The sequence below is a fragment of the Metallococcus carri genome (genome assembly GCF_011440275.1).
GTDB lineage: Bacteria > Actinomycetota > Actinomycetes > Actinomycetales > Dermatophilaceae > Metallococcus > Metallococcus carri.
The window spans coordinates 221,546-246,140 of the sequence record NZ_JAAOIV010000005.1; the positions used below are offsets into that span (position 1 = coordinate 221,546).

Annotated in this window: 25 protein-coding genes; 15 read left to right on the plus strand and 10 right to left on the minus strand. The window is 69.3% G+C overall.

The annotated features are described in order from the left end of the window. Nucleotides 1–49 precede the first annotated feature (49 nt). Complete coding sequence (locus G9U51_RS09000) at nucleotides 50–886, minus strand: phytanoyl-CoA dioxygenase family protein (protein ID WP_207948150.1); 837 nt, start codon at nucleotides 884–886, stop codon at nucleotides 50–52. 201 nt (nucleotides 887–1,087) lie between these two features. On the opposite strand from G9U51_RS09000, the gene rpsO reads away from it, so the two are divergent. The 6 genes from rpsO to G9U51_RS09030 all read left to right on the plus strand — a co-directional run bounded on the left by rpsO (nucleotide 1,088) and on the right by G9U51_RS09030 (nucleotide 8,623). Continuing rightward, a complete protein-coding gene (rpsO, locus tag G9U51_RS09005; RefSeq protein WP_166196137.1) occupies nucleotides 1,088–1,357 on the plus strand; it encodes a 30S ribosomal protein S15 in 270 nt (89 codons plus the stop codon). A 128-nt stretch (nucleotides 1,358–1,485) separates the two neighbouring features. Next, entirely contained in the window at nucleotides 1,486–3,993 is a 2,508-nt protein-coding gene (locus G9U51_RS09010) for a polyribonucleotide nucleotidyltransferase (RefSeq protein ID WP_166196139.1), read from the plus strand. Between the two features lie 121 nt (nucleotides 3,994–4,114). Beyond that, nucleotides 4,115–5,203 carry a hypothetical protein gene (locus tag G9U51_RS09015; protein WP_166196141.1) on the plus strand — a complete coding sequence of 363 codons (1,089 nt, stop codon included), beginning with the start codon at nucleotides 4,115–4,117 and terminating at the stop codon, nucleotides 5,201–5,203. A gap of 184 nt (nucleotides 5,204–5,387) precedes the next feature. Further along, a complete protein-coding gene (locus G9U51_RS09020) occupies nucleotides 5,388–5,936 on the plus strand; it encodes an AMIN-like domain-containing (lipo)protein (RefSeq protein ID WP_207948151.1) in 549 nt (182 codons plus the stop codon). Between the two features lie 44 nt (nucleotides 5,937–5,980). Continuing rightward, nucleotides 5,981–6,952 carry a TRM11 family SAM-dependent methyltransferase gene (locus tag G9U51_RS09025; RefSeq protein WP_166196143.1) on the plus strand — a complete coding sequence of 324 codons (972 nt, stop codon included), beginning with the start codon at nucleotides 5,981–5,983 and terminating at the stop codon, nucleotides 6,950–6,952. 21 nt (nucleotides 6,953–6,973) lie between these two features. Next, on the plus strand, nucleotides 6,974–8,623 hold the full coding sequence (locus tag G9U51_RS09030; RefSeq protein ID WP_166196145.1) for an alkaline phosphatase D family protein: 1,650 nt from the start codon (nucleotides 6,974–6,976) through the stop codon (nucleotides 8,621–8,623). Nucleotides 8,624–8,629: 6 nt separating this feature from the next. Here the strand turns inward: G9U51_RS09030 and G9U51_RS09035 are convergent, their stop codons facing one another. Then, nucleotides 8,630–9,271, minus strand: a complete 642-nt coding sequence (locus G9U51_RS09035; protein WP_207948152.1) for a uridine kinase family protein — start codon at nucleotides 9,269–9,271, stop codon at nucleotides 8,630–8,632. A 202-nt stretch (nucleotides 9,272–9,473) separates the two neighbouring features. On the opposite strand from G9U51_RS09035, the gene dapB reads away from it, so the two are divergent. Both dapB and G9U51_RS09045 read left to right on the plus strand, forming a co-directional pair. Continuing rightward, the gene (gene dapB, locus G9U51_RS09040) at nucleotides 9,474–10,226 is read left to right on the plus strand and encodes a 4-hydroxy-tetrahydrodipicolinate reductase (RefSeq protein WP_166196147.1); all 753 of its coding nucleotides are present in this window, start codon (nucleotides 9,474–9,476) and stop codon (nucleotides 10,224–10,226) included. Nucleotides 10,227–10,548: 322 nt separating this feature from the next. After that, the gene (locus G9U51_RS09045) at nucleotides 10,549–11,193 is read left to right on the plus strand and encodes a DedA family protein (protein WP_166196149.1); all 645 of its coding nucleotides are present in this window, start codon (nucleotides 10,549–10,551) and stop codon (nucleotides 11,191–11,193) included. A 50-nt stretch (nucleotides 11,194–11,243) separates the two neighbouring features. Here the strand turns inward: G9U51_RS09045 and G9U51_RS09050 are convergent, their stop codons facing one another. From G9U51_RS09050 to G9U51_RS09070, 5 genes are read right to left on the minus strand one after another with little or no spacing between them, the layout of a single operon-like run. Continuing rightward, nucleotides 11,244–12,281: an LLM class flavin-dependent oxidoreductase gene (locus G9U51_RS09050; RefSeq protein WP_166196224.1), complete on the minus strand. Its 1,038-nt coding sequence runs from the start codon at nucleotides 12,279–12,281 to the stop codon at nucleotides 11,244–11,246. Nucleotides 12,282–12,324: 43 nt separating this feature from the next. Further along, complete coding sequence (locus G9U51_RS09055) at nucleotides 12,325–12,957, minus strand: LutC/YkgG family protein (protein WP_166196151.1); 633 nt, start codon at nucleotides 12,955–12,957, stop codon at nucleotides 12,325–12,327. Further along, nucleotides 12,954–14,432 carry a LutB/LldF family L-lactate oxidation iron-sulfur protein gene (locus tag G9U51_RS09060; protein WP_166196153.1) on the minus strand — a complete coding sequence of 493 codons (1,479 nt, stop codon included), beginning with the start codon at nucleotides 14,430–14,432 and terminating at the stop codon, nucleotides 12,954–12,956. The genes G9U51_RS09055 and G9U51_RS09060 overlap by 4 nt, the downstream gene beginning before the upstream one ends. Next, nucleotides 14,429–15,184: a (Fe-S)-binding protein gene (locus G9U51_RS09065; RefSeq protein ID WP_328823394.1), complete on the minus strand. Its 756-nt coding sequence runs from the start codon at nucleotides 15,182–15,184 to the stop codon at nucleotides 14,429–14,431. Before G9U51_RS09065 ends, G9U51_RS09060 begins: the two co-directional genes overlap by 4 nt. Then, nucleotides 15,169–16,848 carry an L-lactate permease gene (locus G9U51_RS09070; protein ID WP_166196155.1) on the minus strand — a complete coding sequence of 560 codons (1,680 nt, stop codon included), beginning with the start codon at nucleotides 16,846–16,848 and terminating at the stop codon, nucleotides 15,169–15,171. Before G9U51_RS09070 ends, G9U51_RS09065 begins: the two co-directional genes overlap by 16 nt. A 98-nt stretch (nucleotides 16,849–16,946) precedes the next feature. Between G9U51_RS09070 and G9U51_RS17840 the strand changes: the two genes are divergently transcribed. Beyond that, nucleotides 16,947–17,684 carry a FadR/GntR family transcriptional regulator gene (locus tag G9U51_RS17840; RefSeq protein WP_166196157.1) on the plus strand — a complete coding sequence of 246 codons (738 nt, stop codon included), beginning with the start codon at nucleotides 16,947–16,949 and terminating at the stop codon, nucleotides 17,682–17,684. Between the two features lie 102 nt (nucleotides 17,685–17,786). Here the strand turns inward: G9U51_RS17840 and G9U51_RS09080 are convergent, their stop codons facing one another. Genes G9U51_RS09080 through G9U51_RS09090 form a run of 3 tightly spaced genes read right to left on the minus strand, consistent with a single transcriptional unit; the run spans nucleotide 17,787 to nucleotide 19,313 of the window. After that, complete coding sequence (locus G9U51_RS09080; RefSeq protein ID WP_166196159.1) at nucleotides 17,787–18,101, minus strand: AzlD domain-containing protein; 315 nt, start codon at nucleotides 18,099–18,101, stop codon at nucleotides 17,787–17,789. Next, nucleotides 18,098–18,787 carry an AzlC family ABC transporter permease gene (locus G9U51_RS09085; RefSeq protein ID WP_166196161.1) on the minus strand — a complete coding sequence of 230 codons (690 nt, stop codon included), beginning with the start codon at nucleotides 18,785–18,787 and terminating at the stop codon, nucleotides 18,098–18,100. Before G9U51_RS09085 ends, G9U51_RS09080 begins: the two co-directional genes overlap by 4 nt. After that, on the minus strand, nucleotides 18,780–19,313 hold the full coding sequence (locus G9U51_RS09090) for a GNAT family N-acetyltransferase (protein WP_235945776.1): 534 nt from the start codon (nucleotides 19,311–19,313) through the stop codon (nucleotides 18,780–18,782). The genes G9U51_RS09085 and G9U51_RS09090 overlap by 8 nt, the downstream gene beginning before the upstream one ends. An 83-nt stretch (nucleotides 19,314–19,396) precedes the next feature. Between G9U51_RS09090 and paaA the strand changes: the two genes are divergently transcribed. The 6 genes from paaA (at nucleotide 19,397) to G9U51_RS09120 (ending at nucleotide 24,372) form a co-directional block, all read left to right on the plus strand. Beyond that, complete coding sequence (paaA, locus tag G9U51_RS09095) at nucleotides 19,397–20,437, plus strand: 1,2-phenylacetyl-CoA epoxidase subunit PaaA (protein ID WP_166196165.1); 1,041 nt, start codon at nucleotides 19,397–19,399, stop codon at nucleotides 20,435–20,437. Continuing rightward, nucleotides 20,434–20,736, plus strand: a complete 303-nt coding sequence (gene paaB / locus G9U51_RS09100; protein WP_166196167.1) for a 1,2-phenylacetyl-CoA epoxidase subunit PaaB — start codon at nucleotides 20,434–20,436, stop codon at nucleotides 20,734–20,736. The genes paaA and paaB overlap by 4 nt, the downstream gene beginning before the upstream one ends. Next, nucleotides 20,736–21,512, plus strand: a complete 777-nt coding sequence (gene paaC, locus G9U51_RS09105; RefSeq protein ID WP_166196169.1) for a 1,2-phenylacetyl-CoA epoxidase subunit PaaC — start codon at nucleotides 20,736–20,738, stop codon at nucleotides 21,510–21,512. The genes paaB and paaC overlap by 1 nt, the downstream gene beginning before the upstream one ends. Before the next feature lie 2 nt (nucleotides 21,513–21,514). Continuing rightward, nucleotides 21,515–21,988 carry a 1,2-phenylacetyl-CoA epoxidase subunit PaaD gene (gene paaD / locus G9U51_RS09110; protein WP_166196171.1) on the plus strand — a complete coding sequence of 158 codons (474 nt, stop codon included), beginning with the start codon at nucleotides 21,515–21,517 and terminating at the stop codon, nucleotides 21,986–21,988. Further along, on the plus strand, nucleotides 21,985–23,109 hold the full coding sequence (gene paaE / locus G9U51_RS09115; protein WP_166196174.1) for a 1,2-phenylacetyl-CoA epoxidase subunit PaaE: 1,125 nt from the start codon (nucleotides 21,985–21,987) through the stop codon (nucleotides 23,107–23,109). Before paaD ends, paaE begins: the two co-directional genes overlap by 4 nt. Nucleotides 23,110–23,475: 366 nt before the next feature. Beyond that, nucleotides 23,476–24,372 carry an endonuclease domain-containing protein gene (locus G9U51_RS09120; protein ID WP_166196176.1) on the plus strand — a complete coding sequence of 299 codons (897 nt, stop codon included), beginning with the start codon at nucleotides 23,476–23,478 and terminating at the stop codon, nucleotides 24,370–24,372. The last annotated feature ends 223 nt before the right edge of the window (nucleotides 24,373–24,595 follow it).

Sequence of the window (24,595 nt, forward strand, 5' to 3'; positions counted from 1 at the left end):
GCCGCAGCGGTCGCCTTCTCCTCGACAGGAGACTGGCCGCTGCGGACCGTCAGTAGGGGATCGGGGCGTAGTCGGCGTTCTTGCCGGCGTTGGGGTCGTTGATGACCTCCGACGGCACGTCGCGCACCTTCAGCCCGGCGCGGCGGGCCTCCTCCAGAGCCTCGGCTGAGTACGGACCACCGCGCCAGAGGTCGACGGCATATTTGCGCGTCTTGAGGTAGTCGGTGTACCGCGCGGCGTGCTCGTCGTCCAAGCCGAGGGCGGCGAAGATCGCCATCCGGTCACCGTCCTTGGGCGCCATCCGCCACGACGGGATCTTGGTGTCCTTGTCGTCGGGGTCGGTGGTCTTGCGGCGCGGGAAGCGGATCAGCTGACCGTTGCCGGAGTGGGTGATGCGCATGCTCCACACCCCGATGTCACCCGGCTCGAAGGGCACGTAGATGTTCTCGCCCTCCTTGAGCGACAGGATCTCGTGCGAGCCCTTGCGCAGGTTGAGGCCACCGGTGTGCTTGGTGTGGTCCTGCAGGTAGATGCCGAACCGCAACTGGGTGTAACGGCTGCGCCAGTCCGGGGCATTGCCGTCGGTGCGGTCGGCGTTGTCCTTGTGCCAGCCGCGCCCGGTCGCGTTGATCGTGAAGGCGCTGTCGCCGGCGTAGTAGATCTCGTCCTTGCCCAGGATCTTTCGGGCGATCTCGATCATTGCGCCATCGGTGAGGACCGAGCGCAGACCGGGCCGGGCGAGCAGATCGCCGCCCTTCGCGCCGCCCCCCGCGCGGCATTGCTCGCGGAAGGCCGCGATCTCCTCCGGGCTATAAACGCCCTTGACGATGGTGTAGCCGTCTTTCCAGAATCCGTCGACATCGACGGGCTGTCCCAGTGTCGGCACGATGGCTCCTCCCAGTGGCCTCACGCCACCCTACTGTGACCCTCGTCACGCGCAAACGTGCCGCGCCGGCATACGGGCGATTAGGGGGAGTGGCGGGTTGCCGGTAGTCTGAGCGATGCCGTGAATCGGCCGCGGATCCAGAGCGCCCCGGTGAATCAGCCCGGGAGCACCGCGCAACGACCTCGAAGGAGTCACCCTTTCATGCCGCTCGACACCGAGACCAAGTCCAAGATCATCGCCGAGTACGGCCAGAAGGAGGGCGACACCGGTTCGCCCGAGGTCCAGATCGCGATGCTCACCCAGCGCATCAAGGACCTCACCGAGCACGCGCGTCAGCACCCGCACGACCACCACAGCCGTCGCGGCCTGCTGCTGCTCGTCGGTCAGCGCAAGCGTTTGCTGCGTTACCTCGAGGAGATCGACATCGAGCGCTACCGCTCGCTGATCAAGCGACTCGGTCTGCGCCGATAATCATCGAACTTGCGACCATGGAGGCGGTCACCCATCGCGGTGGCCGCCTTCTGGCGTAGGACGAAGCACAGGCGGGCGCACAACGACGATGCGCCCCGCTCAAGAGAGAAACAAGAACAGGAGGGCCCATGGAGGGTCCAGAGATCACTTTCGCCGAGGCTGTCATCGACAACGGCAGCTTCGGCACCCGCAAGGTCCGGTTCGAGACCGGACGCCTGGCCAAGCAGGCCGCCGGCGCGGTGCTCGCCTATTTGGACGAGGACACCGCACTGCTGTCCACCACGGCTGCCGGCAAGCAGCCGAAGGACCAGTTCGACTTCTTCCCGCTGACCGTGGATGTCGAGGAGCGGATGTATGCCGCCGGCAAGATCCCGGGCAGCTTCTTCCGTCGCGAGGGTCGTCCCTCGACCGACGCGATCCTCACCTGCCGGCTGATCGACCGTCCGCTGCGTCCGGCCTTCGTCAAGGGGCTGCGCAACGAGGTCCAGGTCGTCATCACGGTGCTGTCGCTCAACCCCGACCACCAGTACGACGTGCTCGCGATCAACGCCGCGTCCGCCTCGACGCAGATCTCCGGTCTGCCGTTCAGCGGCCCGATCGGTGCGACCCGCGTGTCGCTCATCGACGGTCAGTGGGTCGCCTTCCCGAACTTCTCCGACATCGAGCGCTCGACCTTCGACATGGTCGTCGCCGGTCGCATCGTCGGTGACGACGTGGCGATCATGATGGTCGAGGCCGAGTCCACCGAGTCGACCTGGGACCTGGTGAAGACCCAGGGCAAGCAGGCGCCGACCGAGGACGTCGTTGCCGAGGGCCTCGAGGCCGCCAAGAAGTTCATCCGCGTCCTGTGCGAGGCCCAGCAGGAGCTGGCCGGCCAGGCCGCCAAGGAGGTGCAGGAGTTCCCGCTCTTCCTGGACTACCAGGACGACGCGTATGCCGCCGTCGAGCAGGCTGCGACCTCCGACACCACCGCCGCTCTGCAGATCGCCGACAAGCAGGAGCGCGAGACGCGCCTCGATGAGCTCAAGGAGCAGCTCAAGGCCGACCTCGCCGGTGAGGGCAAGCCCTTCGCCGAGCGCGAGAAGGAGATCTCGGCGGCCTTCCGCTCGCTGCAGAAGAAGCTCGTGCGCGAGCGCATCCTGCGTGACCAGGTCCGCATCGACGGGCGTGGCCCGAAGGACATCCGGGCGCTCTCGGCCGAGGTCGAGGTGCTGCCGCGGGTGCACGGTTCGGCGCTGTTCGAGCGCGGCGAGACCCAGATCATGGGTGTCACCACGCTGAACATGCTGCGCATGGAGCAGCAGCTGGACACCCTGTCGCCGGTGACCCGCAAGCGCTACATGCACAACTACAACTTCCCGCCCTACTCGACCGGTGAGACCGGCCGGGTGGGTTCGCCGAAGCGGCGCGAGATCGGTCACGGCGCGCTCGCCGAGCGGGCGCTCGTGCCGGTGCTGCCGACCCGCGAGGAGTTCCCCTACGCCATCCGTCAGGTGTCGGAAGCGTTGGGCTCCAACGGTTCCACCTCGATGGGCTCGGTCTGCGCCTCGACCCTGGCGTTGTTGAACGCGGGTGTGCCGCTGCGCGCACCGGTCGCGGGCATTGCGATGGGTCTGGTGTCGGCCGAGGTCGACGGCGAGACCAAGTACCTCGCGCTGACCGACATCCTCGGCGCCGAGGACGCCTTCGGTGACATGGACTTCAAGGTCGCCGGCACCCGTGAGTTCGTCACCGCGATCCAGCTGGACACCAAGCTCGACGGCATCCCCGCCGCGGAGCTGGCCAAGGCGCTCACCCAGGCCCGCGACGCCCGGATGCACATCCTGGACGTGATGAACGAGGCGATCGACGCTCCCGACGAGATGTCGCCCTTCGCCCCGCGCGTCATCTCGGTGAAGGTCCCGGTCGACAAGATCGGCGAGGTCATCGGCCCGAAGGGCAAGATGATCAACCAGATCCAGGAGGACACCGGCGCCGACATCTCGATCGAGGACGACGGCACCGTCTACATCGGTGCCACCGATGGTCCGTCGGCCGAGGCGGCCCGTGCGGCGGTCAACGCGATCGCCAACCCGCAGATGCCCGAGGTCGGCGAGCGCTTCCTCGGCACCGTCGTCAAGACGACGACCTTCGGCGCGTTCATCTCGCTGCTGCCCGGCAAGGACGGCCTGCTGCACATCTCCGAGGTGCGCAAGCTCGTCGGCGGCAAGCGGATCGACGCGGTCGAGGACGTGCTGGCCGTCGGCCAGAAGGTCCAGGTGGAGCTGAAGGAGATCGACCCGCGCGGCAAGCTCTCGCTGGCCGTCGTCGAGGAGGGTGGCGGCGACTCCGGTGCGCCGGCCGCCTCGGACGCGGGCACGAGCGACCCGGCTGCGACGGCCGACGCCGGTTCGAACGATGCCGGCTCGGCTGACGCAAGTGCGACCGGTGACGCTGCTGCCGAAGCTCCGGCCGATGACGCCGCGCAGGCGAACGACGGCTCGCAGCCGAACGACGGCGAGGCGGGCGATGACCGTCCGCGCCGTCCGCGTCAGCGCCGCCGCGGTGGCCGCGGTCGCGGCCGCGACGGTGAGTCGAACGGTTCGTCCGGCGACGAGCAGCCCGCCGACAGTGGCGAGCAGACCGAGACGGTCTGAACCCCGCCCCAGTATGACGAGGGTGCCCGGCCGCGCGCGGCCGGGCACCTTCGCTCTATCCGCGCTCGAAAGTTCCTGTGGATAGCGTTTTGGACGACCCTGCCGCGCAACACTGGCGGCCATGACGACCTCGACGATGCGACTCGCCGCCCTCCTCCTCGTCGCCCCCGTGACCGTGACACTCGCCGCCTGCTCCAGCGGTGGGGGTGGTGCAGCCACGACCACCCCAGCCACGCCATCTCGCACCTCGACGCCGCCGCCCGCGCCCAATCTGTCTGTGGCGCAAGCGAATGCGGTGCTCACCGACTACGACCGCCGCAACAACGCCGCGATCAAAAAGGCGGCGAGCTATGACCCGAGCGGTTGGGCGAGTGCCGACACCGGCGTCCTGCTCGCCAGTGACCGTCGGCAGACCGCGATCGCGAAGGCGCTGACCCGCAAGGAGCCGCCGGTGGCCCTGCGGTCGACGGCCACCGCGGCCTACGGCGGCGTCGGACCGACCGACACCCAGGGCACCTGGGCGCTGATCGTGGGCAAACAGACGATGACCAACCCGACGCCCAGTTCGTCAGCAAGCTCCTCGCCGGCGGGGCGGGAATACCTCACGCTGCAACCCGGCCAGAGCACGGCCGGGTGGACCGCGTTCGGGTCGGTGTGGAGTCCAGCGGACGCACCGGCCCTGCCGAAACCCGTGACCACCGCGCCCGCACCGCTCACCGCGCCCCAGCGCCAAACGATGGCCAACGCCGTGTCGAACGCCGCCTATGCGGTCTCCAACGGGGGCACGAGCGACTTCGGCTACGCGGCCGTGATCAAGCAGATCCGCGCCTTCGGCTGGGGCGACTCGGTCGCCCAGAAGGACCGCGCGGCGGCGAACTCGAACTATCAGTGCGCCGGCTGGGGTGATGCCAAGCGGACTCCCGCGACGACGGCCACCTTGCTCGGCACCCCGGCCGTGCGCACGCTGCGGGCGCAGGGCGCGACGCTCGGGCTGGTCAGCCTCGACTGCGACCAGACCCTGACCGCACCCGACGGTCAGCGGATCACCCTGGACCCGCGCATCGCCACGGTCGACGGCGTCAAGCTCCCCACGGGCAGGGAGGTGACGCTGCGGGCGGCTGTGCAGTTGCTGCTGGTGGTGCCCGATCAGGGCAAGCCGGCGATCGTGGCGGGCCGGGTGGGATATGTGCTCCCGCGCGGAGCGGACTGACACTCAAATCGTGATCCGGCGGCCATATCGAGACCGGCTCCGTGGGGTCTACGCTGGCCGTTATCGGGCCGCTCGACATGGGGGAGCGGTCCGGGCTGATCCGGGCGGAACGCCGTCGCGACGCAGAGCGTCGGACCGACGGTCCGCCCGAGCAGGGGGACACGACATACAAGGGGGAAACATCATGAGGTTCACACCTGTCCGCACGGCCGTGGCACTCGCGGCAGCGACGCTCATCGCGACGCCCGTCGCCATCGCCGGCACCGCCGACCGAGCCCAAGCGGCAACCAGCACCTGTGCCGTGCAGTGGGGATCGCTCGAGAAGCGCGGCGGCACCTACACCACCGCCGAGTTCAACCGGGTCCGCACCGGTCAGCACGCCTGCTACGACCGGATCGTCATCGACGTTTCCGGCCCCAAGGCGCCCGGCTACATCGTGAAGTACGTCGACCAGGTCCGCGAGGACGGCAGCGGCAAGGTCGTGCCGGTGCGCGGCGGCGCGAAGCTGCAGATCGTCGCGATGACGCCGACCATGAAGCCGGTGGCCAACAAGACCGAGCTGGCGGATGTCACCGGCTACCGCACCTTCCGGCAGGTGGCGTATGCCGGAAGCTTCGAGGGCCAAACCACGATCGGGCTCGGCGTGCGCGCCCGGCTGCCGTTCAAGGTCTGGACGGTCAACAGTTCCACCGGCTCCAAGCTCGTCGTCGACGTGGCTCACACCTGGAGCTGATCACCGCGCGGTGAAGCGGCAGCGGCGGCTGGCACGATGGTGCGATGCCGTCGCTGCTGCTGACCTGCCCCGTCGGGCTCGAGGACCTCGTCCGCGGCGACGTGCAACAGGCCACCCGGCTGCAGGTCAGCGTGCACGCCGCGGGTGAGTTGCTTGCCCTCGACGTCTCGCCCGAGCAACTCGCCACCCTTCGCGAGCAGCCGATGATCGACCGGATGGCGGTGCCGGGCACCGACGAGGCCGCCCGGCGCGCCGCTGCGGTGCTGCTCGACACCGAGCCACGCTTCCGCGTGCACCTGCCGGGTGACACCGCCGCCCGGCAGCAGCTCGTCGAGCAGGTCAGCCGCCAGACCGGCTGGACCAACTCGGCGAACGACTGGCAGCTCAATATCGACACCGTCGCCGACCGGATCGAGGTCGGTCCGCTGGCGTGGGCCGCGCGGTTCGGACGGCTGCAGCGGCTGCCGGCCACCACGCCGCCGGTCGTGGCCGCCGGCGTGCTCCGGCTGGCCAAGGTCAGCGGGGCCGACCGGCTGCTCGACCCCTGCGCCGGCGTCGGCACGATGCCGATCGTGGACGCCCTGACCCGGCATACCGGATCGCGGATGGCGACCGACGCGAGTGGCGAGGCGGTCGCGCTCGCCCGTGCCAATGTCGCCGCGCTCGGGGTGGTCGTGCAGGTGGCCGAAGCCGACGCGACCCGGCTCGACCTGCCGGACCGCAGCATCGACCGGGTCGTCACCGATTTGCCCTTCGGCAAGCGGATCGGCAGCCACGACGACAACCGCACGCTCTACCCAGGCATCCTTGCCGAGCTCGACCGGCTGCTGACGCCAGCGGGCCGGGCCGTGCTGATCACCGACGACAAGCGGCTGTTCACCGACGCGGTGCGCCGCCGGCGGGGCCTGAAGGTCGTCAAGGAGCAGCCGCTGCGCTACAACGGCGTCACCCCGACTGCCTACACCCTGACGAGGGTGCGTCACGACAAAGGACAGCGCGGCCGCCCACGCGGCTGACGGATTTGTGAGGATGTGAGCATGGCACCTGCTCTCGTCCTCGGTCCGTTACTGCGCCACGTCGGCGAGACGACCGCCACGATCTTCGTCCAGACCGACGGCTTCGCCACGGTCACCGTGGAGACCGCCGGGCGGCAGTGGGCCATGCCGACCTTCAGCGCGTACGGCCAGCATTACGCGATCGTGCTCATCGACGGGCTCCAGCCGGGATCGGTCCAGCCCTACACCGTCGCGCTCGACGGGCAGCAAGTGTGGCCCGAGTCCGACAGTGCCTTCCCGCCGAGCAAGATCGCCACGCTCGACCGGTCCAAACCGGCCCGCTTCCTCTTCGGCTCGTGCCGCACCTCGGTGTCGCACGACAAGGAAGGCAACAAGAAGCACGGCGTCGACGCGCTGCGCGCCTATGCCTACGACATGGCCAAGGACCCCAGCCACTGGCCCGACTTCGTGCTCTTCCTCGGCGACCAGATCTATGCCGACGAGACCTCGCCCGCGATGCGCGAATTCATCGAGCGCAGAAGGGGATTGGACGAACCGCCCGGCGAAGAGGTCAAGGACTTCGTGGAGTATGCCGAGCTCTATCGCCTGGCGTGGTCCGACCCGGCCAACCGGTGGCTGCTGTCCACGCTGTCCAGCGCGATGATCTTCGATGACCACGACGTGCGCGACGACTGGAACACCTCGCACAGCTGGCATGTCGAGATGAATAAGAAGCCCTGGTGGCACGACCGCATTGTTGGTGCGCTCGCGTCCTATTGGGTCTACCAGCACGCCGGCAACCTTGACCACGAGTCGCTGCGGGCGGACCCGATCTGGCAGGTGATTGCCCGGCATACCGGCCCGGAGGAACTCGATCTCACCGCGCTGCTGCACGACTTCGCCGAGCGCGTGGACCGCGACCCCAAGACCTACCGGTTCTCCTTCACCCGCGACCTGGGCGAGTCCAAGCTGATCGTCATCGACTCGCGGGCGGCGCGCGACCTGCGCCCGGAGCACCGCGCAATGCTCGACGAGGACGAGCTGGCCTGGCTGGACCGCGAGATGGTCGGAGGCGAGGAGCATCTGTTCATCGGCACCTCGCTGCCCTTCCTGCTGCCGACCGGCATTCACGACCTGGAGTCGCTGAACGAGACGATGGCCCAGGGTGACCGCCCGCGCCTCGCCAAATACGGCGAGCAGATCCGCCAGGCGGTCGACCTCGAGCACTGGGCGGCCTTCGAGTCCTCCTTCAAGGCCGTCTCGAAGATGCTGATGGAGGTCGCGAGCGGCAAGCGCGGCAAGGCGCCGGCGACGATCAGCTTCCTCTCCGGCGATGTGCACAATTCCTACATCAACGAGGTCACCGAGACCTCGCAGCCGGTCGAGTCGATGATCATCCAGGCGGTGTGCTCGCCGATCCGCAACCCGCTGCCGCCGCACGTGCGCATGCTGCAGGGCACGTTGTCCGGCTGGATGGGTGGTCCGATGCGTCGGCTGGTCAAGCGGGTGTCCGGCGTGAAAGTGCCTGACTATCAATGGAAAACGACGCACGGCCCGTGGTTCGACAACAACCTCGCGAGCGTCGAGGTGCTTGGTTCGCGGTTGCTGTTCACCTGGGATCGCGGCGAGGTGCACGACGGGAAGTATGACGACCCGCAGCTCGTGCGCGTCGCGACCGTGCTGATGGACTGAGCCGGTTCACAGCGGCCCGCGCGCGATCCAGCTGTGGGCTGGCACCCGGGTGTCGGGCGTGCCGTTGACCACCAGGGCCGCTCGCTCCCACGGTCGTTCGAGGGCGAGGAAGGGCTGCTCGAAGCCCATCCATTCCTCCCAGAAGTCCGCCGCCTCGGCCGGCGTGCGACCGAGCTCGATGTCGCGGGCGATGCCGCGTTCTTTGGCGATGTCCTCATCCGATTGCACCCAGAGCACGACATTGGCCAACGGCGCGAGCGCCGACCGGGCGGCGCCCACACCCTCGATGACCAGCCGGTCGGACACCGGCACGGTGATCGCGCCTTCGCGGCCGCGCTCGACCCAGCCCGGGGGCCGGTAGGCCACCTCCTCGTGCCGGATCCACGGGTCGAGCACCCCGCCGAGCAGTGCCGACACCCACTCGGTCGGATGCAGGTGCCACGCCACGTCGTCGGTGTGCACCACCGGGGCGTCGAGCCGTTGCGCCAGCCAGGTGGCGGTCGTCGTCTTGCCGCTGCCGCTGCGGCCGTCGATGAGCACCAGCAGGCGGTCGTCGCGACCGGTGAAATCCGCGATCGTGTCGGAGATCGCCGCATCGGTCATCAGCACGAAGGTGCCGGCCTCCGGTTCACCGGGGTGCAGACGCATGGACCCGATCGTGCCGCATGCGCCAGACGGGCGGGCGGACACCGCGCCGCGCAGCGGCACCCACGAGGCCGCCATACCCGAGCAAGAGCGCAGCGGCCACGGCGATGCCGGCCGGCGACCAGGTCCACATGTGCGCCGACTTTCGCAGTCGTCCCTGGACGTATGCCGAGCCCGGCCGGCTGCCGCTCTAGGGTGGGCTGCCATGAGCGAACGGATCAAGGTGGCGGTGATCGGGGCGTCCGGGCGGATGGGCAGCCAGGCGGTGCAGGCCGTGGAGGCGGCCGACGACCTGGAGCTGGTCGGGCGGTTCGACGACGGTGACGACCTGGGTGATCTCGGCGGGGCCGATGTCGCGATCGAACTCACCGTGCCGGATGCCTCGCCGGCCAATGTCGCGCACTGCGTCGAGCAGGGCGTGCACGCCGTTGTCGGCACCACCGGGTGGAGCGAGGACAAGCTTGCGACCCTGCGGGCCCAAGTCGAGGCCGCCGGCCCGGTCGGGGTGCTGATCGCCCCGAATTTCGCGATCGGGGCGCTGCTGATGATGAGCTTTGCCCGGCAGGCGGCGCCGTACTTCGAATCCGTCGAGGTCGTCGAGACCCATCACCCGGACAAGGTCGACGCACCCTCCGGCACCGCGGCGCGCACGGCGCGGATCATCGCCGAGGCGCGCTCGGCTGCCGGGCTGGGCTCGGTGCCGGACGCGACGTCATCCGATCCGGACGGCGCTCGCGGAGCGTCGGTGGAGGGCGTGCCGGTGCACGCTTTGCGGCTGCGCGGCCGGGTGGCGCACCAGGAGATCGATTTCGGCGGGCCGGGGGAGGCGCTCACGATCCGGCACGACTCCTTCGACCGGGCGAGCTTCATGCCGGGCGTGCTCACCGGCGTCCGCCAGGTCGCCGACCACCCCGGCGTCACGGTGGGCCTAGAGCACTACCTCGGCCTCCACCCGTAGGAGAGCTTTCCGGCGGCTAGTGCGCTCAACGACCGACAGGCGTAGTAGAGGAATCTGGCGGTTATAGCGACCGCCTCTCGGGAGGACTGTCGGGGCTTCGACTCGCTGCGCTCGCTCAACCACCGACAGGGGCCGCCGCGGAGGTTGTCGGGGCTTCGACTCGCTGCGCTCGCTCAACCACCGACAGGGGCCGCCGCGGAGGTTGTCGGGGCTTCGACTCGCTGCGCTCGCTCAACCACCGACAGGGCGCAGCCGACACGTCATGCCGTGTTCAGCGCGGCGTCGCCTTGGCTTCCTACGGTCGCAGCATGAGGAGCCGGATGTGTTCGACAGTGTGCTGAACAGCCTCGGCGACCTCATGGGTTCGCCGTGGATCTACGTGCTGCTGGCCGGGTTGTCCTTCCTCGACGCGGTCGTGCCGGTCTTCCCGAGCGAGGCGCCGCTCATCATGGCCGGGGTGTATGCCGGATCGACGGGCGAGCCGAATGTCGCCCTCGCCGTCCTGTCGGCCGGGGTCGGCGCGCTGCTGGGCGACCACGCGACATACCTGTTGGGTCGAGCGGCAGCCGATCGGCTGGATCGCATCCCCGCCACCACGCGCACCGGCCGGATCCTGGCTGGCGCCCGATCACTCGCCGACAAACGAGGGGGGACGGCGCTCATCGTGGCGCGGTTCATCCCGTGGGGCCGGATCGCGACCACGCTGACCTTCGGCGCCATCCGCTATCCGCGACGCAAGTTCACCGCGTTCGACGTGATCGGCGTCACCATCTGGGCGATGCACGGCACGTTGCTCGGCTATATCGGCGGCGCGGCCTTCCAGAACCAGCCCACCAAGGGTCTGCTCCTCGGCATCGGGCTGGCGCTGCTCGCCTCGGTCCTGATCGAGGGCGGCCGCTGGCTGTGGCACCGCCGTCGGTCGAGCGAGCCGGTCACCGACGAGCGGCGTGAACGCGCCGAGGTATGACGAAGGCCGGGCCGGGCGATGTCGACGCGCTCAGGACACCGCTTGCTTGCTCAACCACCGAGGGGCGCGCTGGTGGCTCCCCGCCAGCCGAGCGCGGGCGCGACATGGGTCGCGAAATTGTCGAGGATCGACATCGCGAACTGCGGCCCGAGCTGGGTCGGGATGGTGATCATCAGCGTGTCGGCGTCCATCACGGCCGCGTCGGCGCGCAACTCCTCGATCAGCCGATCCGGCGTCGCGGTGTAGGTCTTGCCGAAGGTCGACACGAAGCCATCGATGGTGCCGACCTGGTCACGGTCGCCCCGCAGCCCGAACATCCGCGCGTCCTGCTCGGTGACGACCGGGAAGATGCTGCGCGACACGCTCACGCGCGGCTCACCCTCGTGCCCGGAGTCCTTCCAGGCGGCGCGGAACCGCTGGATCTGCTCGGCCTGCAGGTCGGCGAAGCTCGCACCGGTTGTCTCGGTGAGCAGCGTGGAGGACATCAGGTTGACGCCCAGCCGCCCGGCCCATTCGGCGGTCTCGCGCGTGCCGGCGCCCCACCAGATGTGCGAGCGCAGCGTGTCCGAGCGCGGCTCGATCGGCAGCCGCGCGCCGGGGCCGAACTGCCGCGGGTCGGCGTCGGCGACGTCCTCTCCCTCCACCGCCCGCAGGAAGAGGTCGAACTTCTCCCGGGCCATGTCGGCACCGCGCGGGTCGCTCGACCCGGTGTAGCCGAAGGCCTCGTAACCGCGCAGGGCCGGCTCGGGTGAGCCACGGCTGACGCCGAGCGCCAGTCGGCCGCCGCTGATGATGTCGAGCGCGGCCGCCTCCTCGGCGAGCTGCAGCGGGTTCTCATACCGCATGTCGATGACGCCCGTGCCGACCTCGATGTGCGAGGTCGTCGCTGCAATCGCCGACAACAGCGGGATCGGCGAGGCGCCTTGGGTCGCGAAGTGGTGGACCCGGAAGTAGGCGCCGTCGACCTTGCGCTCGTCGGCCAGCTGGGCCAACTCGATCGCCTGCAGCAGCGAGTCGGCCGCCGTCTGGGTGGTCGAGCCCGGCTGCGGTCCGTAGTGACCGAAGGAGAGAAAACCAAATCGTTGCACGTTCAATCAACTCCGCGGCGGGTCGGATGATTCCCTCCGCAGCCTAGGCCTCGTCACCCACGATCAGCACGTGCAGATGCCGCGGCCCGTGCACTCCCTCGACCCGATTGAGCTCGATATCGCTGGTCGCGCTCGGGCCGCTGATCCAGGTCAGTGGCCGGCCGGTCTCGACGGCAGGCCGCAGCTGGCGCACCGCGGCTGGCACATCGCCGACCACCTGGTCGGCACGGATCACGCACAGGTGCACATCGGGCACCAGCGACAGTGCGCGGCGTCCTTGGCCGGCCGTGTGGTCGAGAACGATCGTGCCGGTTTCGGCGATGCCCACGGCCGCCTGGGTCACCACCGCGTCGATCGCGTCCAGGTCGTATGCCGTGAGCCTCTCGTCCGCGAGCACCCTCAGCGCAGCGTCGGTCAGCCAGCCGGACGGCAACCCGTCGGGCACGACGACGGACGTGACGCCATACTGGCCGAGGGCGGAGGAAATCCGTTGCGGCACAGCGGATTCAGCAAGTCGCTCGACCACGGCGCGGTAGTCGGCGACATTCTCGGCAAAGAGGTCGACGGTCTCGGGCGCGGGCTGAGGCGAGGGTTCGGGAGCCGGCGGGACCTCCACCGGGCGGGCAGCGCCGGCGGCTCGGATCCGGGCGAGCACCTCTTCGCGAGCGGTGGTCATCGCGACTCCCCATGCGTGCGCTGCCACCACTGCCGGAAGGTCTCGCGGGGCGGCACGGGTGCATTGCGCGCGTCGGTCCAGACCGACCCCGGCCACGGCAGATGCTGCAGAGTTCGCTTGCCGCGCAACAGCTTTGACGAGGCGGTGATGCCCTTCTGCATCGACGCCCAACGACCGGGCTCGGCGAACATCCACGCCGCCGACTTCATCGCCAGGCCCTCGGCGCTCGGCCGTCCGCGATGGGCGTCGACGACCTGGGTGCGCAGGTTGACCAGCAGCCGCGGGATGTCGATGCGCACCGGACACACCTCGAAGCACGCACCGCACAGGCTCGACGCATAGGGCAGTGACGCGTCGATCGGATTGTCGATGCCACGCAGTTGGGGGGTCAGCACCGCACCGATCGGCCCGGGATAAACCGAGCCGTAGGCGTGCCCGCCGGCGCGCTCATAAACCGGACACACGTTGAGGCACGCGGAGCACCGAATGCACCGAAGTGCTTGTCGCCCAACGGGATCGGCAAGCACATGGGTGCGGCCGTTGTCGACCAGCACGACATGCGTCTCCTGCGGACCGTCCCCGTCGGCCGGCCCGGTCCATATCGAGGTGTAGGGGTTCATCCGTTCGCCGGTGGAGGAGCGGGGCAGCAACTGCAGGAAGGTGCCGAGGTCCTCCCAGGTCGGCAACACCTTCTCGATGCCGACCACGCTGATCAGCGTCTCGGGCAGGGTCAGGCACATCCGGCCATTGCCCTCCGACTCCAGCACCACGAGCGTGCCGGTGTCGGCGATCGCGAAGTTGGCCCCGGAGATGCCGACCTTGGCGCGCAGGAATTTCTCCCGCAGGTGCAGTCGGGCCGCCTCGGCGAGTTGCGCCGGCTCGTCGGTCATCGTCTCCGGTGCCGGGCGCCCCGCGGCCGCCATCCGGGTGCGGAAGATGTCGCGGATCTCGGCCCGGCCGCGGTGGATCGCGGGCACCAGGATGTGCGAGGGCCGGTCGTTGCCGAGTTGCACGATGAGCTCGGCAAGGTCGGTCTCCCAGGCAGCGATGCCGGCCTCCTCGAGCGCCTCGTTGAGCTCGATCTCCTGGGTGGCCATCGACTTGACCTTGACGACCTCGTCGACGCCCTTGCCCCGCACGAGCTCGACCACGATCCGGTTCGCCTCGGCAGCGTCGCGCGCCCAGTGCACGGTCGTGCCGGCCGCGGTGAGCTTGTCCTCGAGCTGGATCAGGTAGTCGTCCAGGTGTGCGAGCACCTCGTCCTTCACGGCGGCTCCGTTGAGCCGCAACGCTTCCCAGTCGCCCACCTCGCCGACGACGGCTGCTCGCTTGCCGCGGATCGTCTGCGTGGCGAAGGCCAGATTCCGCCGCTGCTGGGTGTTGCCGAGGGCTTCCCGCGCGAGCGCGGGGAATTTCGGCATACCGATGAAGGTCGGCGTCGTCGCCGCGACCGGTCCCGTATGCCGAGCGCTCATGCCGACGCCTCCGCCGTCGAGGCCAGCACTTCGGCCAGGTGCATAGTGCGCACTCCAGCTCGCTGCCGACCGAGCAACCCGCCGATGTGGGCCAGGCAGGAGTTGTCTCCGGCGACGACGATTTCGGCGCCGGTGTCCCGGATGTGGCGGACCTTGTCCGACCCCATCGCCACCGAGACATCGGCGTTCTTCATCGCGAAAGTCCCTCCGAAACCACAGCATTCGGTCGCGGCCGGCAACTCCACCAGGTCGATGCCGCGCACCTCGCGCAACAACCGCAGCGGCCGATCGCCGACGTGCAGCATCCGCAGCGAGTGGCAGGTCGGGTGATAGGTGACGCGGTGCGGGAAGGAAGCGCCGACGTCGGTGACACCGAGCACGTCGACGAGATATTCCGACAGTTCGTAGACCTTCGGTGCCACCTCGGCCACCGCGCGAGACAGCCCGGCGTCGCCCGAACGGCGAGCCAGATCGGCATACTGCTCGCGCACCGAGCCGGTGCACGACCCCGACGGGGCGACCACGGCGTCATACCCGCCGAAGACCTCGACGAAGGACCGCACGCGGGGGATCGCCTCGTCGGCATACCCGGTGTTGGTGAACATCTGGCCGCAACAGGTCTGTGCCGCAGGGAAATCCACCTCGACGCCGAGCCGCTCGAGCAGGGTGACCGTCGCGATCGGCGTGCCCGGCCACATCGCGTCGTTGAAGCAGGTGGCGAAGAGCGCGACCCGCGTCACGGGAGCATCCACGCGAGCACCGTCGCCTGCAGACCGACGAGCACGCACATCACGGCGAGCAGCCCGAGCGACCACAGCAGCACCTTGCGGAAGATCGCCGACTCCTGGCCGAGCAGACCCACCGAGGTGGCCGCGATGGTGAGGTTCTGCGGGCTGATCATCTTGCCGACGACACCGCCGGAGGAGTTGGCCGCGACCAGCAGCGTCGGGTCGAGGCCGGCGTTCTTGGCGGCCGTCTGCTGCAGCGTGGCGAAGAGCGCGTTGGCGGAGGTGTCGGACCCGGTGACCGCGGTGCCGAGCCAGCCGAGCACGGGGGAGAGGAAGGCGAAGGCCGTGCCCGCCCCGGCGATCCAGGTGCCGACGGTGATGGTCTGGCCGGACAGGTTCATGACATAGGCAAGGGCCAGCACCGAGGCGACGGTGAGGAAGGCGAACCGCAGCCGCACCGCGCTCGACCCGAACTCCTTGGCCCAGCGGGCCAGGGACACCCGGTAGACGAGCGCGACGATGATCGAGCAGATCAGCAGCAGCGACCCCGGCGACGACAGCCACTGGAAGTTGTAGATCGGCGTCTTGCTCGGCGCGCCGGTGGCGGTGACGACCTCGCCATACAGGCCCGGCCATTTGATCGGCCGGTCGGTGCCGACGAGGAACTCCTTGATCGGGTCGATCAGCTTGGCGGCGGCGAAGACCACGATGACGAGCAGGTAGGGAAATAGTGCCATGGCGATCCGGCCCGGCGTCAGTGAGGCCGCGTGCTCGTCGAGGGCGCGGTCGTCGGCCGGGGCCAGGTCATCGTCGCCGAGTTCGCGGCGCCGTGCCTCGGCGAGGCTGGCCTTGGCCTCGTCACGGCCCTTCGGCTGCCACACGCGCAGCATCAGCACGCAGGCCGCCAGCGCGACAAGCGAGGCGATGACGTCGGTGAGTTCGACCGAGATCCAAGTAGCGCTCACCCACTGGGCGATGCCGAAGGCGAAGCCGGCGACCAGCGCGATCGGCCAGGTCTGCTTCATGCCGCGCACGCCGTCCACCAGGGCGGTGAGCAGCAGCGGCACAAAGAACGCGAGCACGGGAGTCTGGTGGCCGACATACGCGCCGATCTCGTTGTAGTCGATCTTGGTGAGGCTGCCCGCAGTGATGATCGGCGTGCCGACCGCGCCGAAGGCGACCGGCGCGGTGTTGGCGAGCAGAGCCACGGCGGCGGCGCGCAACGGGGAGAAGCCGACCGCCATCAGCATGACGCCGGTGATGGCGACCGGCGCGCCGAAGCCGGCCAGCGCCTCGAGCATCGCGCCGAAGCAGAAGGCGATGATGATCGCCTGGATGCGCGGGTCGTCCGAGACCAGATGGAAGGTCGCGCGCAGGTCGTCGAACCGGCCGCTCACCACCGTGATCTGGTAGAGCACGATCGCGCAGAAGACGATCCACATGATCGGGAAGAGGCCGAAGACCGCGCCCTCGGTCGCCGAGAGCGCCGCCAGCTTGACCGGCATCTTGAAGGCCAGCACCGCGACGACGATGGCCACCGCGACGGCGGCCAGGCCGGCCCAGTGAGCCTTCCAGCGCAGCGCGCCGAGCGTGATGAAGATCGTCAGCAGCGGCAAGAGTGCGACGAGTGCCGATAGCAACAGGCCGTTCCCGATCGGCGTGAGGGGCGGGGTGTAGGTGCTGATCATGCTGGCTCCGATGCTTCGGCGACCGAATGGTCTGACTAAAAGTGTGACGCACACCATACACGCGGCGTGGGCCCGGACGGGGGACGTAGAGTTCGCCCGTGACGTCGTCGGGGTCCAGGCCGCAGCGGGCTTGGGAGCAGGTGGTCGCCTGGGTGGAGGACCGCGTCCTGGACGGGCGGCTGGTCCGTGGTGCGACCCTGCCCGCCGAACGCGACCTCGCTCAGCAACTCGGCGTGAGCCGCGCCGCCGTTCGCGAGGGAGTGCGCACGCTGCAGGCCTCCGGGGTGCTGCGGTCCGCGGTCGGCGCGGGCACGGCGGGCGGCACCACGATCTCCGGAGTTCCCGACGAGGCGCTCACCCGGCTGCTGTCGCTGCACGTCGCGCTCGCGAATTTCCCGCCGTATGACGTGACGCAGGCGCGCGTCGCGCTCGAGCGCGCCTCGGTCGGCCTCGCCGCCGTGCACGCTTCACCCGAGCAGCGCACTGCGATGCGGGCCGCCCTTGCTGCGATGGACGACGACGAGTTGTCGATGGCGGATTTCAACCTGCACGACACGGTCTTCCACGTCGAGATCGCCCGCGCCGCCGGCAATCGGCTGGTCACCGACCTCACCGTGGCGATCCGCGAGTCGATGCGCCGGCCGATCCTCGCCGGGCTGGAGGCGCTGGACGACTGGCTGCCCGCCCGCGACGCCCTGCGGCACGAGCACCACGCGATCATGACCGCCATCGAGGAGCACCGGGGCGAGGACGCGGCCGACCTGATGCAGGCCCACATCTGGTCGGCCTTCGAACGGATGCCGAGCCTGCACCCCAACCCCGCGAAACGTCACTAAATCCCCGCGAGACGTCACTAAATCCCCGCGAAGCGTCACTAAATCCCCGCGAAACGTCACTAGATCTTCGCGAAGCGTCAGTAAATCTCCGCGAGACGTCACTCAGCCCAGTCCGGCCTGTCGCAACAGCGCGGCCGTCAGCGCGGCCAGCACGATCACGAGAAGGAAGGGCGCGCGGCATACGAGAGCGACGATCGCGACGAGCAACCCGGCCGAACGCGCGTCGATCGCCGGGCCGTGCGAGCCCGACCCGAAGGTCTGCACGGCGACCAGCGCACCCAGCAGGGCCACCGGCAGATAGTGCATGACCTGGGAGATCACCCGGCCGGACAGCCAGCGCTGCGGCACGAGATAGCCGAGCAGCTTGGTGGCGATAGAGATCGCGCCGGCGAGCAACACGACGGTCCAGGTGTTCACAGTCCTTCGTCCTCCACCGTCTCGCCGTGCGGCAGCAGGCCCGCGACGACGGCGGCGGTCGCGGCCACCAGGATCGGCGTGCCGGGCGGCGCGTGCGGGGTGGTGAGCAGGGCAATCGCGGCGGCGGCAAGGGCGGTGAGGCGGGCGCGAGTGGTGGTGAGCCGCGGCCAGAGCAGGGCGATGAAGGCAGCGGCCGCGGCGGCGTCCAGGCCCCAAGCTTTCGGATCGCCCATCGCGTTGCCGAGGACCGCACCGACCGCGGTCATGGCATTCCAGAAGACGAAGACCGCCCCACCGGTCGCCCAGAAGCCGACCCGGGCCAGCCGCGTATTCGGCTGCGCGATGGTCACCGCGGTCGACTCGTCGATGGTCAGATGCGCGGCAAGGATGCGCCGCAGCCCGCGCTTCTGGATGAGTCGCGACACCTGCAGCCCGTAGAACCCGTTGCGCAGGCCGAGCATCGCCGAGGTCGTGACGGCGGCCGCGCCGGTGCCGCCCGCGCCCAGCACCCCGACCAGCGCGAACTGCGATCCGCCGCTGAACAGCAGCGCCGACAGCGCGACCGCCTGCCAGACGTCCAGCCCGGCGGTTGCCGCGAGCGCTCCGAAACTGATCCCGTAGAGCCCGGTCGCGACGCCGATCAGCAGCCCCTTGCGGGCGACCGCGGTGGCGGCCGGCTCACTCATCGATCGGATCGGCCAGCTCGGTGACCAGGCGCACCTCCCGCACCGTGCGGCCGTCGGGGTCCACTTCGCGGTCGCGCCACGAGCCGTCGGGGCCGAAGCCGGCGCCGCCGAGGAAGGCGCGCACGCGTTCGTCGTCGGCCAGGGTCCACACCTGCAACCGCCGTATGCCGGACTCGCGGGCCAGATCGGCCACCGCATTGAGCAACCGCGACCCGTGGCCGGTGCCCTGCCGGCCGGGGTGGACCCCACCGGTCAGCACCTCGATCACGCCGGTTTCCCCGGCCGGCGCGGCCGCCAGAAAGCCGACCACGTCGTCTCCTTCGGTGGCGACGAGCAGGCGATGCTGCGGCGAGGGCGGGGCGGAGATTGCTTCGCGCCAGGCGCCGGCGAACGCGCCGGGCGAGAAGGCGGCGACGACCTCGGGAGCGAGCAGGTCGGCATACGCGATCCGGAAGACCGCGTCCTGGATCCGCCCGATCTCCTCGACGTCCGCGGGGCGGGCGGGGCGCACGCTGGCATCGCTCATCCGGCGATTCTCGCAGGGGTGCGGGGTTATGACAGTCAGCATGCAGGTTTGCGAATTTCTGTAACAACGCTCACAATGGAGGCATGTACGGCAACGACTTCCGCGACCCCGATGAGCAGCTCAACGCGGCCGAGGGCGGCGCGCTGGATCAGCTGCTGCCGACCGCGACGCGGCGAGGTGAGGGTGGCGATTTCGAGCGGCTGGTGAGCACCGACGGCCGGGTCGAGCCGCGCGACGAAATGCCGGACGCCTACCGGCAGACGCTGATCCGCCAGATCGCCCAGCACGCGCACTCGGAGATCATCGGCATGCAGCCCGAGGGCAACTGGATCTCGCGCGCTCCGTCGTTGCGGCGCAAGGCAATCCTGCTCGCCAAGGTGCAGGACGAGGCGGGCCACGGCCTCTACCTCTACTCCGCCGCCGAGACACTCGGCGTGGACCGCTCCGAGCTGCTCGACAAGCTGCACAACGGCCAGCAGAAGTACTCCTCGATCTTCAATTACCCGACGCTCACCTGGGCCGACGTGGGCGCGATCGGCTGGCTGGTCGACGGCGCCGCGATCATGAACCAGGTGCCGCTGTGCCGCTGCTCCTATGGCCCCTACGCCCGCGCGATGATCCGCGTCTGCAAGGAGGAGTCCTTCCACCAGCGGCAGGGATTCGAGCTGCTGTGGACCCTCTCGCGCGGCACCGAACGTCAGCGCGCGATGCTGCAGGACGCGGCCAACCGGTGGTGGTGGCCGGCGCTGATGATGTTCGGACCGCCGGACACCGGCGAGGCGGCCAAGGGCGGCCACACCGAGCAGTCAATGGCTTGGGGCATCAAGCGATTCAGCAACGACGACCTGCGCCAGAAGTTCGTCGACATGACCGTGCCGCAGGCCGACAAGCTCGGCGTCACCCTGCCCGACCCCGACCTGCGGTGGAATGCCGAGCGCGGTCACTATGACTTCGGCCCGATCGACTGGGATGAGTTCTGGCGCGTGCTCAAGGGCGACGGTCCCTGCAACGAGGAGCGGATCGCCCACCGGGTCTCCGCACACGAGGAGGGCGCCTGGGTGCGCGAGGCCGCCAGCGCGTATGCCGACAAGCTCGCCTCCCGCTCGACCGGAGCCGTGGCATGAGCGAGGCGCAGACGCCGCGCGCCGAGTGGCCGCTCTGGGAGGTTTTCGTGCGAGCCAAGCGAGGCCTGTCGCATGTGCACGCCGGGTCGCTGCACGCACCCGACCCGCAATTGGCCCTGCGCAACGCGCGTGACCTCTACACCCGCCGCGGCGAAGGCGTGTCGGTGTGGGTGGTCCGCGCCGACGACATCACCGCCAGCAGCCCGGACGAACGCGACAGCTTCTTCGACCCGGCCGGCGACAAGGTCTACCGCCATCCGACCTTCTACGAGGTCCCCGACGACGTCGAATACCTTTGATGGACAAGACAATTGCTCCGGCGGACGTGACCGCGACCTACCTGCTCGGGCTCGCCGACGACGCGCTGATCTACACCCAGCGCCTCGGCGAGTGGATGTCGCGCGCTCCCCAGATCGAGGAGGACATGGCGCTCGGCAATATCGCGCTCGACCTGCTCGGGCAGGCGCGCGCGCTGCTCACCCGCGTCGGTGAGCTCGACGGCACCGGCCGCGACGAGGATGCCCTGGCCTACCTGCGTGACGAACGCGAGTTCCGCAATGTCCACCTGGTCGAGCGCCCACGCGGCGACTTCGGGGACGAGATGGCGCGCCTGCTGTGGTTCTCCTCCTACCAATTCGAGCTCTACTCACAGCTGACCTCCTCGACCGACGAGGTGCTCGCCGGGGTCGCCGCCAAGGCGATCAAGGAGGTCACCTACCACCGCGACCACGCCACCCAGTGGGTGCTGCGCCTCGGCGATGGCACGCCTGAGTCGCACGCGCGCATGCAAGCTGCCCTCGACCGGGTCGCCCCGTATGTCGATGAGCTATTCACCGACACCGCCACCGATGAGGCCGCAACCACGTCCGGCGTCGGCGTCCTCCCAAGCCAATTGCGTTCTGCGGCAACGGCATACGTCAGGTCTGTGGTCGACGAGGCGACGCTGGCGATGCCCGCTGAGCCGCGCCGGCGCGCCCGGGGCGGCCGCGACGGCATCCACTCCCAGGCCATGGGTTATCTGCTCGCCGAGATGCAGCACATCCACCGTTCCCACCCCGACGCAACGACGTGGTGACCATGGCGCCGGTCGACGTCGAGGCGGCGATCCGGGCGGTGCTCGACCCGGAGATCCCGGTGATCACCCTCGACGACCTCGGCGTGATCCGTTCGATCGAGGTCGAAGGCGACATCGTGCACGTGGTCATGACGCCGACCTATAGCGGGTGTCCGGCGATGGACGCGATGCGCGAACGCGTGCAGCACGTCATCGAAGCAGCAGGTCTCACCGCCGCGATCGAGGTCACCCTGCAGCCGGCGTGGACGACCGACCTGATCTCCGCGCGAGGCCGTACGGCGTTGCGCCAGTTCGGGATTGCCCCGCCCGGGGAGCGTGGCGCGGTCGTCGTGCCGCTCGGCCGGCGGATCGTCGCCTGCCCCGTGTGCGGCAGCGAGGACACCGAGGTCACCTCCGCCTTCGGCGCGACCGCGTGCAAGGCATTGCGCCGTTGCCGCTCGTGCAAGGAACCGTTCGAGGAGTTCAAGACACTGTGAGTCCCACTTTGCTGTCGACCCCACCGACCCGGCACCGGCCCAGGTTTCACGAGCTCGAAGTGACCGCGGTCGACCGCCTCACGCCCGGCGCGGTCGCGATCTCCTTCGCGGTGCCGGACGAGCTGGCGCAGGAATTCGCCTTCGAGCCCGGCCAGCACCTCACGCTGCGGGCAACGGTCGACGGCCAGGACGTGCGGCGGTCCTACTCGATCTGCCGCTCGCGCTCAGAAGCGTTGCGGCGCAAGGAGATTCGCATTGCCAGCGCCGAGGTTCCGGGTGGGGTGATGTCGACCTGGCTGAACCGGGAGGTGCAGCCGGGGGACCGCATCCAGGTGATGTCACCGCTCGGGTCGTTCACCTGTCCGCTCGACCCGGAGCGCGCCAAGCATCATGTCGCGATCGCCGCCGGGTCCGGCATCACGCCGGTGCTGTCGCTGCTCACCTCCGCGTTGGAGGAGGAGCCGCAGTCGCGGGTCAGGCTGATCTTCGGCAACCGGCGCACCGACTCGATCATGTTCCTCGAAGAGCTGGAGGACCTGAAGAACGCCTACCCCGGGCGGGTGCACCTGATGCACGTGCTGTCGCGGGAAGCTCAGGACATCGAGCTGTTCTCCGGGCGGATCGACCGGGACAAACTGCAGCGGCTGACCGACACGCTGGTGCCCGTCGATGATGTTGATGAGTGGTACCTCTGCGGGCCCTTCGAGATGGTCGAGAACGCTCGAAAGTTGTTGCGCGACAATGGAATTGACGAAGCGCACGTGCACCACGAGGTCTTCCATGTCGAGGACGGGGCGGCTCCCGTGCGGCCAGTGGTGGAGGTCGCTCCGGGCGCACCGCCGGAGGCAGTCGTCACCGTCAACCTGGACGGGCGCACCACCCGGATCGAGATGGCGTCACGGGAGGAGACGATCCTCGACGCCACGCTGCGCGAGCGGCCGGACGCGCCGTTCAGCTGCACCGGCGGCGTGTGTGGCACCTGCCGGGCGCGCGTCGTGGAGGGCGAGGTCCGGATGGACCGCAACTATGCGCTCGAACCCGACGAGGTCGCCGCCGGCGTCGTCTTGGCTTGCCAGTCGCACCCGGTGACCGACGAGGTCCGCCTCGACTACGACGCCTGACGCGCCGCCTGCTCGGGTGGCGCGGATCGCCCAAGTGGGCGTTTTGTGCCGGTGACCGCTCGCTCGAATGGCGCGGATCGCCCAAGTGGGCGTTTTGTGCTGGTGACCGCCTGCTCGGGTGGCGCGGATCGCCCAAGTGGGCGTTGTGTGCCGGTGGCCGCCTGCTCGGGTGGCGCGGATCGCCCAAGTGGGCGTTGTGTGCCGGTGGGCGCCTGCTCGGGTGGCGCGGATCGCCCAAGTGGGCGTTGTGTGCCGGTGGCCGCCTGCTCGGGTGGCGCAGATCGCCCAAGTGGGCATTCTGCGCAGCTGGCGCGGGTCTGTGGATAACCTCGATGGGAGCGGCCCGATCTGTGCCAGCGTTTCGTGATGCGCCATCTCGACCTCCGTCACCCGTTCACGATCGCTGATGCCGAAGCAGCGGGTCTCAGCCGACATCGGTTGACGTCTAAGGCTTTTCGCCCGTTGTACGCGGGATGCTTCGTCGATGCCAGCGTCGAGATCACCCGCGAGGTGTGGCTGGATGCGGCCCTGGCGATCTCGCCACCCGATGCCTTCCTCGTGCTGGAGACAGCAGCCCGGCAGTGGGGTGCGACCGTGCCCGACACCAGCACGATCCACCTTGGCACCTTCACATCTCGTCGGCTGCGGCGTCCAGGGCTCGTGCTGCACCGCTACTCCAAGCCGATCCCGCTGCTGCGACGCAACAACCGGCGACTGACGACGCCAGCTCAGACCTTCGCGATGAACGCCGCCAAGCTGGACCTCGTCGATGCCGTCGTGCTCGGCGACTCACTCGTGCGACTGGGCCTGATCGAGGTGCCCGAACTGCAGCAGCGTTGCGGCCCATCGCGAAACGCGCGCCGAGCCGCCCGACTCGTCAGTGACCGCGTGGACTCAGCGATGGAGACTCGGGCCCGGTTGCTCCTCGTGCTGGCGGGGCTGCCGGAGCCGATCGTCAATCTGGAGGTCACCGACGCCCGTGGCCGACCCCGCCGGCTCGACCTCGCCTACCCCGAGTGGAAGGTCGCCATCGAGTATGACGGGCGCCACCACATTCAACGTGAAGAGCAATGGCAGGCCGATCTAGCCCGACGTGAAGACCTTGAAGGGATCGGTTGGCGCTTCGTCGTCGTGGTCGCACCTGATATCTACGCCACGCCCGACCGGACGATCCGCCGAGTGAGCGACGCAGTTGCGGCGGCGGGCGGGCCGGCATACCCGATCAGCCCGGAGTGGAAGCGCCACTTCCCGGTCCGAGCCTGACCACGCGGATGGCCCAGTTGGGCGTTGTGTGCCGGTGGCCGCCTGCTCGGGTGGCGCGGATCGCCCAAGTGGGCGTTGTGTGCCGGTGGCCGCCTGTGAACCGCCCCGGGTTCAGTGGAGGCTGAGTTTTCCCGCCGAGGGGTTTTCGGCAGGGTGTTGCGGGTGAGCGTAGTGCAGGGATTCGTATTCGGCGGGGGGTCGGTCGTTGCACCAGGAGTGCAGT

What these genes read in the sequence shown, in the direction of transcription:
- G9U51_RS09035 (WP_207948152.1), bottom strand. Translation starts at nt 9,271, where the DNA reads ATGCGTCTGCACCCCGGTGAACCGGAGGCCGGCACCTTCGTGCTGATG.
- G9U51_RS09085 (WP_166196161.1), bottom strand. Translation starts at nt 18,787, where the DNA reads ATGAGTGAGCCGGCCGCCACCGCGGTCGCCCGCAAGGGGCTGCTGATC.
- G9U51_RS09015 (WP_166196141.1), top strand. Translation starts at nt 4,115, where the DNA reads ATGACGACCTCGACGATGCGACTCGCCGCCCTCCTCCTCGTCGCCCCC.
- G9U51_RS09010 (WP_166196139.1), top strand. Translation starts at nt 1,486, where the DNA reads ATGGAGGGTCCAGAGATCACTTTCGCCGAGGCTGTCATCGACAACGGC.
- G9U51_RS09060 (WP_166196153.1), bottom strand. Translation starts at nt 14,432, where the DNA reads ATGAGCGCTCGGCATACGGGACCGGTCGCGGCGACGACGCCGACCTTC.
- G9U51_RS09025 (WP_166196143.1), top strand. Translation starts at nt 5,981, where the DNA reads ATGCCGTCGCTGCTGCTGACCTGCCCCGTCGGGCTCGAGGACCTCGTC.
- G9U51_RS09120 (WP_166196176.1), top strand. Translation starts at nt 23,476, where the DNA reads ATGCGCCATCTCGACCTCCGTCACCCGTTCACGATCGCTGATGCCGAA.
- dapB (WP_166196147.1), top strand. Translation starts at nt 9,474, where the DNA reads ATGAGCGAACGGATCAAGGTGGCGGTGATCGGGGCGTCCGGGCGGATG.
- paaD (WP_166196171.1), top strand. Translation starts at nt 21,515, where the DNA reads ATGGCGCCGGTCGACGTCGAGGCGGCGATCCGGGCGGTGCTCGACCCG.
- paaC (WP_166196169.1), top strand. Translation starts at nt 20,736, where the DNA reads ATGGACAAGACAATTGCTCCGGCGGACGTGACCGCGACCTACCTGCTC.
- G9U51_RS09070 (WP_166196155.1), bottom strand. Translation starts at nt 16,848, where the DNA reads ATGATCAGCACCTACACCCCGCCCCTCACGCCGATCGGGAACGGCCTG.
- paaA (WP_166196165.1), top strand. Translation starts at nt 19,397, where the DNA reads ATGTACGGCAACGACTTCCGCGACCCCGATGAGCAGCTCAACGCGGCC.
- rpsO (WP_166196137.1), top strand. Translation starts at nt 1,088, where the DNA reads ATGCCGCTCGACACCGAGACCAAGTCCAAGATCATCGCCGAGTACGGC.
- paaB (WP_166196167.1), top strand. Translation starts at nt 20,434, where the DNA reads ATGAGCGAGGCGCAGACGCCGCGCGCCGAGTGGCCGCTCTGGGAGGTT.
- G9U51_RS09030 (WP_166196145.1), top strand. Translation starts at nt 6,974, where the DNA reads ATGGCACCTGCTCTCGTCCTCGGTCCGTTACTGCGCCACGTCGGCGAG.
- G9U51_RS09020 (WP_207948151.1), top strand. Translation starts at nt 5,388, where the DNA reads ATGAGGTTCACACCTGTCCGCACGGCCGTGGCACTCGCGGCAGCGACG.
- G9U51_RS09090 (WP_235945776.1), bottom strand. Translation starts at nt 19,313, where the DNA reads ATGAGCGATGCCAGCGTGCGCCCCGCCCGCCCCGCGGACGTCGAGGAG.
- G9U51_RS09055 (WP_166196151.1), bottom strand. Translation starts at nt 12,957, where the DNA reads ATGACCACCGCTCGCGAAGAGGTGCTCGCCCGGATCCGAGCCGCCGGC.